The organism is Methylobacterium platani (genome assembly GCF_001653715.1).
GTDB classification, from domain to species: domain Bacteria; phylum Pseudomonadota; class Alphaproteobacteria; order Rhizobiales; family Beijerinckiaceae; genus Methylobacterium; species Methylobacterium platani.
Genome location: NZ_LWHQ01000013.1, coordinates 153,052 through 166,779 on the forward strand (window position 1 = coordinate 153,052; position 13,728 = coordinate 166,779).

The 13,728-nt window shown below is 70.9% G+C and carries 14 protein-coding genes; 3 read left to right on the forward strand and 11 right to left on the reverse strand.

Features of this window, described 5'->3' with window-relative positions; translation table 11 throughout:
• Positions 1-109: 109 nt before the first annotated feature.
• From thrS to A5481_RS07330, 3 genes are all read right to left on the reverse strand, one after another.
• Positions 110-2,122, reverse strand: coding sequence for a threonine--tRNA ligase (gene thrS, locus A5481_RS07320; RefSeq protein WP_048433213.1), 2,013 nt, complete (start codon positions 2,120-2,122; stop codon positions 110-112).
• Positions 2,123-2,262: 140 nt separating this feature from the next.
• The gene (gene yidD, locus A5481_RS07325; RefSeq protein ID WP_048433214.1) at positions 2,263-2,580 is read right to left on the reverse strand and encodes a membrane protein insertion efficiency factor YidD; all 318 of its coding nucleotides are present in this window, start codon (positions 2,578-2,580) and stop codon (positions 2,263-2,265) included.
• Positions 2,577-3,038, reverse strand: coding sequence for an iron-sulfur cluster assembly scaffold protein (locus A5481_RS07330; protein ID WP_048433215.1), 462 nt, complete (start codon positions 3,036-3,038; stop codon positions 2,577-2,579). Before A5481_RS07330 ends, yidD begins: the two co-directional genes overlap by 4 nt.
• A 292-nt stretch (positions 3,039-3,330) precedes the next feature.
• On the opposite strand from A5481_RS07330, the gene folE reads away from it, so the two are divergent.
• Complete coding sequence (gene folE / locus A5481_RS07335) at positions 3,331-3,990, forward strand: GTP cyclohydrolase I FolE (RefSeq protein ID WP_048433216.1); 660 nt, start codon at positions 3,331-3,333, stop codon at positions 3,988-3,990.
• Positions 3,987-4,409 (forward strand): phosphoribosyl-AMP cyclohydrolase, encoded by a 423-nt coding sequence (gene hisI, locus A5481_RS07340; RefSeq protein WP_048433217.1) that lies wholly within the window; start codon positions 3,987-3,989, stop codon positions 4,407-4,409. The genes folE and hisI overlap by 4 nt, the downstream gene beginning before the upstream one ends.
• 282 nt (positions 4,410-4,691) lie before the next feature.
• Here the strand turns inward: hisI and A5481_RS07345 are convergent, their stop codons facing one another.
• The 5 genes from A5481_RS07345 to A5481_RS07365 form a co-directional block, all read right to left on the reverse strand.
• Entirely contained in the window at positions 4,692-5,108 is a 417-nt protein-coding gene (locus A5481_RS07345; protein WP_048433218.1) for a gamma-glutamylcyclotransferase family protein, read from the reverse strand.
• A gap of 17 nt (positions 5,109-5,125) precedes the next feature.
• On the reverse strand, positions 5,126-7,129 hold the full coding sequence (locus tag A5481_RS07350) for an acetyl-CoA carboxylase biotin carboxylase subunit (protein ID WP_048433219.1): 2,004 nt from the start codon (positions 7,127-7,129) through the stop codon (positions 5,126-5,128).
• A gap of 129 nt (positions 7,130-7,258) precedes the next feature.
• Positions 7,259-7,708, reverse strand: a complete 450-nt coding sequence (locus A5481_RS07355) for a hypothetical protein (RefSeq protein ID WP_048433220.1) — start codon at positions 7,706-7,708, stop codon at positions 7,259-7,261.
• Between the two features lie 265 nt (positions 7,709-7,973).
• Positions 7,974-8,534 carry a DUF1993 domain-containing protein gene (locus A5481_RS07360; protein ID WP_048433221.1) on the reverse strand — a complete coding sequence of 187 codons (561 nt, stop codon included), beginning with the start codon at positions 8,532-8,534 and terminating at the stop codon, positions 7,974-7,976.
• 80 nt (positions 8,535-8,614) lie between these two features.
• Complete coding sequence (locus tag A5481_RS07365; protein WP_048433222.1) at positions 8,615-9,214, reverse strand: L,D-transpeptidase; 600 nt, start codon at positions 9,212-9,214, stop codon at positions 8,615-8,617.
• 204 nt (positions 9,215-9,418) lie between these two features.
• Between A5481_RS07365 and A5481_RS07370 the strand changes: the two genes are divergently transcribed.
• Positions 9,419-10,348, forward strand: coding sequence for a histone deacetylase family protein (locus A5481_RS07370; protein WP_048433223.1), 930 nt, complete (start codon positions 9,419-9,421; stop codon positions 10,346-10,348).
• 108 nt (positions 10,349-10,456) lie between these two features.
• Here A5481_RS07370 and ribB read toward each other — a convergent pair whose 3' ends face one another.
• The 3 genes from ribB to A5481_RS07385 all read right to left on the reverse strand — a co-directional run bounded on the left by ribB (position 10,457) and on the right by A5481_RS07385 (position 13,624).
• Positions 10,457-11,758, reverse strand: coding sequence for a 3,4-dihydroxy-2-butanone-4-phosphate synthase (gene ribB, locus A5481_RS07375; protein ID WP_425339729.1), 1,302 nt, complete (start codon positions 11,756-11,758; stop codon positions 10,457-10,459).
• Between the two features lie 53 nt (positions 11,759-11,811).
• Positions 11,812-12,927 (reverse strand): chorismate synthase, encoded by a 1,116-nt coding sequence (gene aroC / locus A5481_RS07380; protein ID WP_048433224.1) that lies wholly within the window; start codon positions 12,925-12,927, stop codon positions 11,812-11,814.
• 238 nt (positions 12,928-13,165) lie between these two features.
• Positions 13,166-13,624, reverse strand: coding sequence for a hypothetical protein (locus tag A5481_RS07385; RefSeq protein ID WP_048437713.1), 459 nt, complete (start codon positions 13,622-13,624; stop codon positions 13,166-13,168).
• Between the last annotated feature and the right edge of the window lie 104 nt (positions 13,625-13,728).

Consider the following 13,728-nt stretch of genomic DNA (forward strand, 5'->3'; position numbering starts at 1 on the left):
GATACCGGGCAAGCCCGGCATCGCCTGGAGAGGGGATCCCGCGCTTGTTTCTGTAGGGGATTTTCCCCGGACAGCCCTGCGCAGAAGGGGGGAGGGTTCGGCCGGCGCGCTACGGCACCGGCGTTTCCCCGTGCTGCCCGTCGAGGGTCACGCCCTCGCTCGGCACGCTGTCGGCCACGGCCTCCGCTCGGCGCAGATCCGGGAAGGTCGCCTCGGCGACCAGCTCGGCCAGGGCCTGATCGAGCGGCAGGGTGCGGCTCTGCGGGCTGCCGAGGCGGCGGATCGAGACGGTGCGCTCCTCGCCCTCCTTGCGGCCGACGACCAGCATCACCGGCACCTTGGCGTGGGAATGCTCGCGGACCTTGTAGTTGATCTTCTCGTTGCGAAGATCGGCCTCGGCGCGCAGGCCGGCCGCGTCCGCCGCCTTCAACACCTCGCGGGCATACGGGTCGGCCTCGCCGGTGATCGTCGCCACCACGACCTGGAGCGGCGCCAGCCAGAGCGGGAAATGGCCGGCGAAATGCTCGATCAGGATGCCGGTGAAACGCTCCATCGAGCCGCAGATCGCCCGGTGGACCATCACCGGGGTCTTCTTCTGCCCGTCGGCGTCGACGAAGAACGCGCCGAACCGCTCCGGCAGGTTGAAGTCGACCTGCGTGGTGCCGCATTGCCAGTCGCGGCCGATGGCGTCGCGCAGCACGTACTCGAATTTCGGGCCGTAGAAGGCGCCCTCGCCGGGGTTGATCGCGGTCTTGATCCGGCCAGCCGATTGCTCCTCGATCTGGGCGAGCACCCGGGTCATCACCTCCTCGGCGTGGTCCCAGAGCGCATCCGACCCGACCCGCTTCTCCGGCCGCGTCGAGAGCTTCACCACGATCTCGTCGAAGCCGAAATCGGCATACGTCGAGAGGATCAGGTCGTTGATCTTCAGGCACTCGGCGGCGAGCTGGTCCTCGGTGCAGAAGACGTGAGCGTCGTCCTGCGTGAAGGCGCGCACCCGCATCAGGCCGTGCAGCGCGCCCGACGGCTCGTAGCGCGAGACCGAGCCGAACTCGGCCAGCCGCAGCGGCAGGTCGCGGTACGACTTAAGCCCGTGCTTGAAGATCTGGACGTGGCCGGGGCAGTTCATCGGCTTGATCGCGAAGACGCGGTCGTCCTCGGTCTTCGTGACGAACATGTTCTCCCGGTACCAGTCCCAGTGGCCGGAGGTCTCCCACAGCGCCTTGTCGAGGATCTGCGGCGCGTTCACCTCGGCGTAGTCGCCCTTCAGGCGCCGGCGCATGTAGGCGATGAGCGACTGGAACAGGGTCCAGCCCTTCGGGTGCCAGAACACCACGCCCGGCCCCTCCTCCTGGAAGTGGAAGAGGTCCATCTCGCGGCCGAGCTTGCGGTGGTCGCGGCGCTCGGCCTCGGCGAGGCGGTTCAGGTAGGCATCGAGATCGGCCTGATTCGCCCAGGCGGTGGCGTAGATCCGGCTCAGCATCGGCTTCGTCGAATCGCCGCGCCAATAGGCGCCCGCCACCTTCATCAGCTTGAAGGCGCTGCCGATCTTGCCCGTCGAGGTCATGTGCGGGCCGCGGCAGAGGTCGAACCACTCGCCCTGGCGGTAGATCCGCAGGTCCTCGCCCGGCGGGATCGCGTCGACCAGTTCGACCTTGAACGTCTCGCCCTTCTCCTGGAAGACCTTGCGCACGTCGTCGCGGGCCCAGACCTCCTTGGTGAAGGGGGCGTCGCGGGCGATGATCTCGCGCATCCGCGCCTCGATCGCCGGGAAGTCGTCCGGCGAAAACGGGGTCTCGCGGTGGAAGTCGTAGTAGAAGCCGTTCTCGATCACCGGGCCGATCGTGACCTGGGTCTCCGGCCACAGCGACTGCACGGCCTCGGCCAGGACGTGGGCGCAGTCGTGCCGGATCAGCTCCAGCGCCCGCGGGTCGGTGCGGTCGAGGAACTCGATGCGGGCATCCGCCGCGATCGTGTCGCCGAGGTCGCAAACGGTACCGTCGACGGCCATCGCCACGGTGCGCTTGGCCAGCGACTTGGCGATGCCCTCGACGACGGTGCGGCCGGTCACGGCGCCGTCGAAGGACCGCGTGGCGCCATCGGGAAATGTCAGGATCGGCATGGGTCTCGAAAAGCTCCTCGGGGCTCACTCCTGCGCACGGTGCAGGTAAGCCGGGTGGTGGACGTCGATCCGGCGGGCCTTCGGGCCGCGCACCGGACGGCGTCGTCATAGCAGCCGCGAGGCGAAATGACAGGGGGCCTTCAGCCCTCGACGCTCTCGCAGAGCGGCGGCGGCGCGTTGACGCCGCGCCAGCGGGCATAGGCCCAGGGCCGGTGCCAGGCGGCACCGGCGGGTGGGGCGTCGGGCACGAGGTCGATGCCGTGGGTGCCGAACGGGCCGCAGCGGCAGATGCGGGCGAACCCCATCCAGCCGCCGGCCCAGAGGCCGTGGCGCTGGATCGCCTCGTCGGTATAGGCCGAGCAGGAGGGCCAGTGCCGGCACTGGCGCCCGACGAGGCCCGACAGGGTCAGCTGGTAGCCGCGGATCGCGAGATGCGCCGCGCGGCGGGTCGGGCTCACGCCGGGACCGCCTCGGATCTCGCGGCGCCTTGCCGGGCGGAGACTTGGTCGAGGGCGTCGACCACGGCGTCGAAGGTCAGGAGGGTCGAGGCGTGGCGCGCCTTGAAGTCCCGCACCGGCTCGAGCACCGCGAAATCGGCGAACTTGCCCTCCGGCGCCGGTCCGTTCTCCTTCAGCATCCGCCGCACGGTCTCGCGCAGGGTCCGCAGCTCCTCGGCGCTGGCGCCGACCACGTGGCGGGCCATCAGCGAGGACGCGGCCTGGCCGAGCGCGCAGGCCTTCACGTCGTGGGCGAAGTCGGTGACCGTGCCGCCCGCGGTGACGAGGTCGACCGTCACGGTCGAGCCGCACAGCTTCGAGTGCTTGGACGCGCTCGCCTGCGGGCTCGGCAGCCGGCCGAGACGGGGGATGTCCGCCGCGAGAGCGAGGATGCGGGCATTGTAGATGTCGTCGAGCATGGCATTCGTACTTTGGACGAGAGGGGCCGCGGGACGGACGAATCGGGCTTGACCGGACGGGTCGGACTTCGGTTTGTCGAAGGTGGGCTTTTCGGACTTGACGTGACGTTGGGACGGGCGAGGGTGCGCGGTAACCTGCTGCGCGCCCGGCGCATTGCGTGCCCGGGCCGAATTCCCGATATAGGCAGCATTGCCCGGCAGTGCGAGGCGCGGCCGGATCGGGGCTCGTCTCCGGTCCCGGCATGGCGGACCGCGGAGAGCCCGGATCTCGGGCCCGGAGCTTGGAGGCGTGATGGACGCGGTGTTGAAGTCCTTGTCGGTGCGGGCCCCGGAGGCGGCCGACAAGCGCAGCGACGCCCCCCGGCCGGAGCGCGTCACCGAGCGGCCGACCCGCCAGGAGGCCGAAGCGGCGGTGCGCACCCTGCTGCGCTGGGCCGGCGACGATCCGGAGCGCGAGGGCCTGCTCGAGACGCCGCAGCGGGTGGTGAAGGCCTACGAGCAGATCTTCGGCGGCTACCGCCAGGACGCCGACGCCATCCTCGACCGGGTGTTCGAGGAGGTCGAGGGCTATTCCGACATCGTGCTGGTGCGCGACATCCCGTTCCACTCCCATTGCGAGCACCACATGGTGCCGTTCATGGGCCATGCCCACATCGCCTACTATCCGCGCCGCGGCGTCGTCGGCCTCTCCAAGCTCGCCCGGGTGGTCGATGCCTTCGCCCGCCGTCTCCAGACTCAGGAGACGATGACCGCCCAGATCGCCGACACGATCGATTCGGTGCTGCATCCCCGCGGCGTCGCCGTGATGGTGGAGGCCGAGCACCTGTGCATGGCGATGCGCGGGGTGCAGAAATCCGGCGTCTCGACCATCACCACCCAGTTCACCGGCGTGTTCAAGCAGGACCCGACCGAGCAGGTCCGCTTCCTCACCCTGGTGCGCGACCGGCGATGACCGCGCCCCTCCCCTTCCCGGCCCCCGGCGACAAGCGCGCGCTGGAAGAGGGCGAGACCTTCACGCCGCGCTTCGGGTCCGACGGCCTCATCACCGCGATCGCGGTCGATGCCGATACGGGCGCGGTGCTGATGCTCGCCCACATGAACGCCGAATCGCTGGCGCGCACGCTCACGACCGGCGAGGTCTGGTACTGGTCGCGCTCGCGGGCTGAACTCTGGCACAAGGGTGCGACGAGCGGGCAGATCCAGACGCTCGTCGAGATGCGGGTCGATTGCGACCAGGACGCGCTGCTGCTGCGGGTGCGCGTCGGCGGCGACGGCGGCTGCTGCCATACCGGGCGGCGGGACTGTTTCTATCGCGGGGTCGCGTACGACGCCGAGAGCGGGGCGGTGACGCTGGTTCCTCGCGCCTCGTAGAGCGCAACGGCCCAACCCTCCCCCTCTGTGCAGGGCTGTCCGGGGAAAATGGATGGCGCGCCTCCCCTCTCCCGTGTGGGAGAGGGGTCGGGGGTGAGGGTGACACGATTCCGTGTGACGCACTGAGCGTGGTGCGGGTAGCGGGACGGTCAGAACCTGACTCAGAACCGTGTCACCCTCACCCCTACCCCTCTCCCACACGGGAGAGGGGATCCCGCGCTTTGATTTCAAACGTGGATTTTCCCCGGACAGCCCTGCGCAGAGGGGGGAGGGATCGGGCGTTCAGCGCTTCAGCGCCGCCAAGCCTTTTAAGTACATCTCCGGCAACCCGTTCTCCCGCCCGGCGGCGATCACGCCTTCCAGGTAGCCTGGCCGCGGCACGCCGCCGTTGCCGCGCCCGAGATAGACCAGCGCCCGCCGCACCCCGCCCTCGGTCGAGACCGGCTGCTGCGCCTTGACGTAGAGCCCGCTCGCCACGCCCTCGTAGCGGTCCAGCGCCGGCACGTCGCTCAAGGCGAGGTCCCACAGCACGCCCCACACCGTCCCGGTGGGGACGCGCTCCACCGAGGCGTAGCCCTCGCGCATGATGACGAGGCGGTGGCGGTTGAGCCGGCCGAGGCCGATGACCCGCGAGGCGGGGCAGCGCCGGGCCATGGCGGCCCGGTCCATGTTGGAGCCGTAGGCGAAGTAGAGCGGCACGAGAGAACCCGGGAGCCTCAGGCGAATTCGAGGATCACCGCGTCGACCGCCAGGCTGTCGCCCTCCTTGGCCTGGATGGTCTGAACCGTGCCGTCGCGCTCGGCGCGCAGAACGTTCTCCATCTTCATCGCCTCGACGATCGCCAGCGGCTCGCCCGCCTTCACCTCCTGGCCGGGGGTGACCATGATGCTCTTGACGAGGCCCGGCATCGGGCAGAGCAGCTGCTTGCCCGAGCCGGCGACCTCCTTGACCGGCATCAAGGCGGCCAGCTCCGCCTCGCGCTTCGTGAACACCCGGGCCTCGGCGGCGGCACCGGCATGCTGCAGGAACACGCCGTTGAGGAGGGAGCGGACCTGGATCGCCGCCGGCTCGCCGTCGATCAGGCCGGTCCAGACCGGCTCGCCGGGCAGCCAGTCGCTGTCGACCTGCCACTCGGTTCCGTCCGCGAACGCGACCGAGACCCCGTCGTTGGTGGTCTCGACGATCGCCTCGAAGCGCTCCTCGCCGAGCATCACCACCCGCTCCTGCTCGAAGCGCAACTGGTAGGGCTCGCGCATCTGGCCCGAGATGCCGCGCTTGCGCTCGTTGAGCAGGTGGTCGATCGCCGCCGCCGCCGCCGCCATCCGGCGCGCCACCTCGCCGGCGGGCTTCGGCGCCTCGAACCCGTTCGGGAATTCCTCGGCGATGAACCCGGTCGAGAGCCGGCCCTCCTGCCAGCGCGGATGGTGCATCAGCGCCGAGAGGAACGGGATGTTGTGGCGGATGCCGTCGATCGCGAAGGCGTCGAGGGCCTGGGCCTGGGACGAGATCGCCTCGGTGCGGGTCGGCGCCCAGGTCACGAGCTTGGCGATCATCGGGTCGTAGTGGATCGCGATCTCGCTCCCCTCCTCGACGCCGGTGTCGTTGCGCACGATCGCCTCGCCGAACTCGCCCTCCTCCGGCGGCCGGTAGGTGGTGAGCCGGCCGATCGAGGGCAGGAAATTGCGGGTCGGGTCCTCGGCGTAGACGCGGCTCTCGACCGCCCAGCCGTTCAGCCTCACGTCCTCTTGCGCGATCGGCAGCGTCTCGCCGGCCGCGACCCGGATCATCAGCTCGACGAGGTCGAGGCCGGTGATCATCTCGGTCACCGGGTGCTCGACCTGGAGCCGGGTGTTCATCTCGAGGAAGTAGAACGACTTGTCCTGGCCGGCGACGAACTCGACGGTGCCGGCCGAATCGTAGTTCACGGCTTTCGCCAGCGCCACGGCCTGCTCGCCCATCTTGCGGCGCGTCGCCTCGTCGAGGAGCGGCGACGGGGCCTCCTCGATGACCTTCTGGTTGCGGCGCTGGATCGAGCACTCGCGCTCGCCGAGATAGACGACGTTGCCGTGCTTGTCGCCGATGACCTGGATCTCGATGTGGCGCGGATCGGTGATGAATTTTTCCACGAAGACCCGGTCGTCGCCGAAGGACGAGGCGGCCTCCGAGCGGGCGCGGGCGAAGCCCTCCGCGACCTCGCCGGCCGAGTGCGCGATGCGCATGCCCTTGCCGCCGCCGCCGGCCGAGGCCTTGATCATCACCGGATAGCCGATCTCGTCGGCGATGGTGACGGCGTGCTCCGGGCTCTCGATCACGCCGAGGAAGCCCGGCACGGTCGAGACCTGGGCCGCGGAGGCCGCCTTCTTCGACTCGATCTTGTCGCCCATGGCGGCGATGGCGCCCGGGTTCGGGCCGATGAACACGATGCCGGCGGCCTGGAGCGCCTTCGGGAAGGCCTCGCGCTCGGACAGGAAGCCGTAGCCGGGATGGACGGCCTGGGCGCCGGTCTGCCGGCAGGCCTCCACGATCTTGTCGATGACGAGGTAGGACTGGGCCGCGGCGGCGGGGCCGATATGCACCGCCTCGTCGGCCATGGCGACGTGGAGCGCGTCGCGGTCGGCGTCGGAATAGACCGCCACCGTCTTGATCCCCATCCGGCGCGCCGTCTTGATGATGCGGCAGGCGATCTCGCCGCGGTTGGCGATCAGGATCTTGTCGAACATCGGAGCGCGCACTCGAGCCTTGAGGGGGGAGCCGGGCCGGGGTGTGTCACACCCAAGCTCATCCCCGTTAAAGCATGGCGCGCGCGACGCAAAGCCGGCTGTTCTCAGCCAAACGGGCGAAGCCCGCCCTCACGCGGCAACCGCGTAGGCCAGGATCTCCTCGACCGCCTCCTCGGCGCCGGCCCGGGCGCGGTTGGCCCTGAGGGCGAAGCTGATCAGCACCGGGTCGTTGGTCTCGGCCGCGCGCACCACCTCGACGGCGATGCGGGCGCCGGTCGCGGTCGGGCCGCGGCCGCAGGCCAGCGAGGCGGACAGCCAGTGGGCGGTGTCGGCGTCGATATGGCCGGTCGGGCGCTCGCCCCACACGGCGAAATCGACGGTCGCGGCGACCAGCCACTCGCCGAAGGCCGGATCGGCTTCGGGAATCGCCCGGTCGAGGCCGAACAGCATGTCGGCCTCCTCGCGGTCGGTGAGCCCGTCGGGCAGCACCGCGCGGTTGAGCTCGCGCACGTCCTCCAGGCTGATGGCGCCGGCGGCGATGATACGGTTGCAGAAGTGTTGCAGCGAGGTGGTGATCATCGGTCTGTGCCTCCCCGGCTTTTGCTGTGCCGGTGCTTGTCCCTGTGTGAGGAGGACTATGCGGGAGCAGAGAGCCCTGACAGGTTAACGGCGGGATCTGAATCCTTGTTCAGGTTAAAGCCTGGCAACGGGACGGCGTTGCCAAAGGGTTGCGAGCCGCGGTCGCGATGACCGGTCCCGAGGTGCGACATCCGCCGCGGATGCGGCCTGCACCGAGCGTCGACGCGGGCGTGCTGCCGCTGCGGGACGACCTCCTGTCGGACGATCAGGTCCGAGGGGGCGAACCCGTCCTGAGATACCCGAACATGTGCGGGACGTAGTCGGCTTTGCCGAGCGGGATTCCCTGGTGACGGAGGATCGCGTAGGCGGTCACGAGGTGGAAGGAGAATTGCGGCAGCGCCCAGTCGCGGGCGTAGCTCTCTCCGGTCATGTCGAAGGTCAGGCCGGGCAGCTCGATCGTGACCGGCGCGGCCGCCCCGGCATCGAGCGCGTGCGGTTCGAGGCCGTCGAGCCGGGCCAGGGCCTCGGCGATGCAGGCTTGCGCCTCCGCGAGGGAGCCCGGTCGCCCGCCCGCCTCCCGGCCCGCGCGCGCCAGGTCGTCGAGGGCCTGCGGCAGGGGCTCGCCGCGGAGCCGGTAGGTCGCCTCCCGGGCCTGCAGGCAGGCGAAGCGGACCTGCGACGACAGCGGGAGCATGTCCGGCGCGAGCCGCCGGGACATCAGATCGTCCGCCTCCGCGCCGTGATGCGCGCGCGCCTTGTCGAGCCACCCGGAGAGGGCCCGCAGCATCTGCGCGTAAGCGGGGACGAGTTGCTGCGTCAGGGACATCGATGCTCCTCGGGACAGCTGCGGCTGTCCCGAGACTGCCCCGACGACATGACGCCCGGAATACGACCGGTGGCGCCGGCCTACCGCACGATCACCGTCGCGTCCGCCCCGACCCGGTTGTACAGGTCGACCACGTCGATGTTGCGCATCCGGATGCAGCCCGAGGACGCCGCCTGGCCGATCCGCTCCGGCTCGTTGGTGCCGTGGATGCGGTAGAGCGTGTCCTTGCCGGTGCCGTCGGCGAGGTAGAGGGCGCGGGCGCCGAGCGGGTTGGCTGGCCCGCCCTGCATCGCGTGGACGTGGGGCCAGCGCTTGATCATCTCGGCCGGCGGGTGCCAGTCGGGCCAGGCGGCCTTGCGGAAGATCCGGGCCGTGCCGTTCCAGCCATAGGCCTCGTCGCCGACGGTGACGCCGTAGCGGATCGCCTTGCGGTCGGGCAGGACGTAGTAGAGCTGGCGCTCCTTCGTCTCGACCACGATGGTGCCGGGGGCCTCGCCCGTCGGGTCCTCGATCATGTAGCGGGCGAAGCGCCGGTCGACCTCCGGCTCCGGCACCATCGCCATCCACTCCTTGTCCTTGGCCGACAATTCGGGATCGGGCGTGGCGCGGTACATGCAGCCCGGCAGCGCCAGGACGGCCCCCGTCAGGGCGAGGGCGAGGGCGAGGCGGGGGCGGCGCATCGGGGAGGAACCTTGCTCGGGCGGCGGGCGGACCCGCGAATCAGTCGTCGTCCGAGCCTAAAGCGTGGCCGTGGGGGCGCGAAGCGGCGAGCGGCGCCTCTGTGCACGATGCCCGGCCTGTGTTGCGTCCGGGCCATGGCCCTGCCACGGTGGGGGTCGGGGACGGGCCCGACGGGCCCGACGGGAACGCTTGAAGCGGGCACGATGACGACGCTGTATCTCTGCCATCCGGCCTCCCTCGACCACGACACGCCGCCGGGCCATCCCGAGCGGGCCGACCGCATCCGGGTGATCGAGCGGGCGCTGGAGGACGAGCGCTTCGCCGCCCTGGTGCGCGAGCAGGCGCCGCTGGCCGACCTCGCGGTCGCGGGCCTCGCCCATCCGGAGAACTACGTCGCGGCGATCGCCGCCGCCGCCCCGGACGAGGGGCTGGTCGGCATCGATTCCGATACGGTGATGTCGCCGGGCTCCCTCGAAGCCGCGCTCCGGGCCCTGGGCGCCGCCGTCCGGGCGGTCGACGAGGTGATGGAGGGCCGCGTCGCCAACGCCTTTGCGGCGATGCGCCCGCCCGGCCACCACGCCGAGCGCGAGCGCGCCATGGGCTTCTGCCTGTTCAACACCGCGGCGGTCGCGGCGCGACACGCGCGCAAGGCCCACGGCGCCGCCCGGGTGGCGCTCGTCGACTGGGACGTCCATCACGGCAACGGCTCGCAGGACATCTTCTGGGACGATCCGAACGTGATGTACGCCTCGACCCACCAGATGCCGCTCTTTCCCGGCACCGGGGCGGCGTCCGAGCGCGGCGAGCACGACACCATCGTCAACGTGCCGCTGCATGCCGGCGACGACGGCGACACGTTCCGCGAGGCCTTCGCGCACGGCGTGCTGCCGCGGCTCGAGGCGTTCCGGCCCGACCTGATCGTGATCTCGGCCGGGTTCGACGCGCATTGGCGCGATCCGCTGGCCAACCTGAAGCTCACCGAGGCCGATTTCGCCTGGGCGACCCGGGAGCTGATGGGCATCGCCGACCGCCGCTGCGGCGGCCGGGTGGTGTCGCTGCTCGAGGGCGGCTACGACCTGATCGGGCTGTCGAAGTCGGTCGCCGCCCATGTCGAGACGCTGATGGGACGATAGAGCGCTCTCCGACCGGGCAGAGACCGGCTCGTCGGAGACAACGGACCGGAATCAGCGACATGGAGCGGCGTCCGATCGCGCGTGATCGGGCGCCGCTCCAGCGTCCCCCTACCCCTCCAGCGGCTCGTCGCCGACCATCTCGATGCCGAAGCCCGACAGGCCGACATAGGACCGGGCCGCGCTCGAGATGTTGCGGATCGACACCACGCCGAGGTCGCGCAGGATCTGGGCGCCGAGGCCGACCTCGCGCCACTGGCGCACGCGGGCCGCCTCGGCTCCGTCCTCGCCGGCGGTGTCGGGCAGTTGCGACAGCGGCACCCCGGCGGTGCCGTCGCGCAGGTAGACCAGCACGCCGCGGCCTTCCTGGGCGAAGCGGCGCATCACCGCCTCGATGGTGCGGCCGCCCTCGATCACGTCCGCCACCACGTTCGAGCGGTGCAGCCGCACCAGCACGTCGCGACCCTCGCCGATGCGGCCGTGCACGAAGGCGAATTGCTGCATCGGCTCGAACGGCGTGGTGTAGGCGTAGCCGGTCATCTCGCCCCACTCGGTCTTGACCGGGAAGGTGCCGACCCGCTCGACCAGCTTCTCGCGCGCCTGGCGGTACGAGATCAGCTCGGCGACCGAGATCTGCTTGAGGCCATGCTTCTCGGCGAAGGCCGTGATCTGCGGCCCCTTCATCACGGTGCCGTCGTCGTTGGCGAGCTCGCAGATCACGCCGACCGGCGGGAGCTTGGCGAGCCGGCACAGGTCCACCGCCGCCTCGGTATGGCCGGAGCGCATCAGCACGCCGCCGTCCTTGGCGATCAGTGGGAAGACGTGGCCCGGGCGCACGAAGTCGGTGGCGCCCATGTTGCCGTTGGCGAGCGCCCGCACGGTGTTGCAGCGCTGCTCGGCCGAGATGCCGGTGGTCAGCCCGTGCTTGACGTCGACCGTGACCGTGAAGGCGGTGCCGAGCGGCGCGTCGTTCGAGGCCACCATCGGCTCGAGGCGCAGGCGCCTGGCCTCCGCGACGGTGATCGGCGCGCACACGATGCCGCAGGTGTTGCGGATGATGAACGCCATCTTCTCCGGCGTGCAGAGCGAGGCGGCGACGACGAGGTCGCCCTCGTTCTCGCGGTCGTCGTCGTCGGTGACGACCACGATCTCGCCGCGGGCGAAGGCGTCGAGGGCCTCGATGATCGATGCGTGGGTCACGGGCATCTCCTGTCCCGGGACCGCAAGTCCCAGAAAATCGTTGGGGGTGACGGCGCCGCCGGTCACCCGCGCCACGGCGGTCGCCGTCTCCCGCGAGAGCCAGGGCTCGGGGTTGTTGCACAACCCCGTCACCGCCGCCGGCGAGAGCCCGCAGCGCCGCGCGAAGTCGAGGCGGGTCACGCCCTGCTGTCGGAGCCAGTCGCCGAGTTTCACGCTCCCGTCATAGCCCGGCGACGAATTCAGTCAAACTGAAACGGTGCGGTCGTTCACTTCGGCTGAAAACCACCCCCCTCGCCGACCTGGGCACGGTGGCGCAGAAAGTGATCGGCAAGGACGCAGGCCATCATCGCCTCGCCCACCGGCACGGCGCGAATGCCGACGCAGGGATCGTGGCGGCCCTTGGTCATGACGTCGACCGGCCGGTTGTCGCGGCTGACGCTCGCCCGCGGGGTCAGGATCGACGAGGTCGGCTTGACGGCAAAGCGGCAGACCAGCGGCTGGCCGGTCGAGATGCCGCCGAGCACCCCGCCCGCATGGTTGGCGAGGAAGATCGGGCGGCCGTCGTTGCCGGGCCGCATCTCGTCGGCATTCTCCTCGCCGCGTAAGGAGGCGGCCGCGAAGCCGTCGCCGATCTCGACGCCCTTGACGGCGTTGATCGACATCATGGCGGCGGCGAGGTCCGCGTCGAGCTTTCCGTAGACGGGAGCGCCGAGGCCGACGGGTACGCCCTCGGCCACCACCTCGATCACCGCGCCGACCGAGGAGCCCGCCTTGCGGATGCCGTCGAGATACTCCGCCCATTGCGCGGCGGCGACCGCGTCCGGGCAGAAGAACGGGTTGGCGTTCACCGCGTCCCAGTCGAAGCGGGCGCGGTCGATCGCGTGCGGGCCGATCTGCACCAGGGCGCCGCGGATCGTCACGCCGGGCAGCACCTTGCGGGCGATCGCGCCGGCCGCCACCCGGGCGGCGGTCTCGCGGGCCGAGGAGCGGCCGCCGCCGCGATAGTCGCGGATGCCGTACTTGGCGTCGTAGGCGTAGTCGGCGTGGCCGGGCCGGTAGCTGTCGCGGATCTCCGAGTAATCCTTCGAGCGCTGATCGACGTTCTCGATCATCAGGGCGATCGGCGTGCCGGTGGTGAGCGCCCGCCCGCCGGTCCGGTCGTCGGAGAAGGTCCCCGAGAGGATGCGGACCTGGTCCGGCTCCTGGCGCTGGGTGGTGAAGCGCGACTGGCCCGGCCGGCGGCGGTCGAGCTCGGCCTGGATCTCGGCCGCGTCGAGCGGGATCAGCGGCGGGCAGCCGTCGACGACGCAGCCGAGGGCCGGGCCGTGGCTCTCGCCGAAGGTGGTGACGCGGAAGAGATGGCCGAAGCTGTTGTGGGACATGGGCGCTGGGAGGGCACGGCCGCTGAAAGAGAGAACGCCGCCGCTCTAGAGCATTTCGCGCCGGACGGGAAATGCTGTCGCAGGACCCCTCCCGCAAGCGCCTGCATCCGCGAGCCGGCCCCGCCGGTGCCGGCGCCCCGCGGCGAGATCGGGCGCCGACGGCGAAAACCCGGCATCGAGGCGTCGATGCCGGGGCGGGATCGTCCGGACGTCGTGGGCCGTCGCGCGGCCCGCCGCCTCAGCGGCGCTGGAACAGCGGCTGGGCCAGGGCCTCGGCCCGGGCCATCCACAGGTCGCGCTCGGCGCGCAGCTCCTCGGCCTTGTCGACCTCCTGCTGCACGTGGGAGCGCAGGGCCCGCAGCTCGTCGGCCAGCAGCACCTGCAGCTCGTCGTAGCGCGCGTTCTCCTGGCGCAGCCGGGCCTTCAGCATCATGTTCTCGGCCATCAGCGCGGCGAGGTCGTCGTCCTCGGCGCGGGGGGCGGGCGGCTCGGGCTCGGGCTCGGGCAGCGGCTCGCTGCGCTCGGCATGGGCGACGATGCGCGGCTCCCAGGCGGCCTGCGCGTCCGGACGGCGCGGCGCCGCGCGGGCCTGGTCGGCGGCGTCGATCCGCGACAGGGTCGCGAGCCAGTCCTGCAGCGGGCCCGAAGGCTGCCGCGCCGCGGCGGTGGTCTGCGTCTTCAAGGCGGGGTCGGACACGCCGCGTCTCCTGCGAATCTTGACCCCGAGTTAACCCGTCACGTGGTTAAGAACCGGTAAACATCGCCCCCGCCCGGCCGTGCGGGCAGGGCCATTCAAAGAAA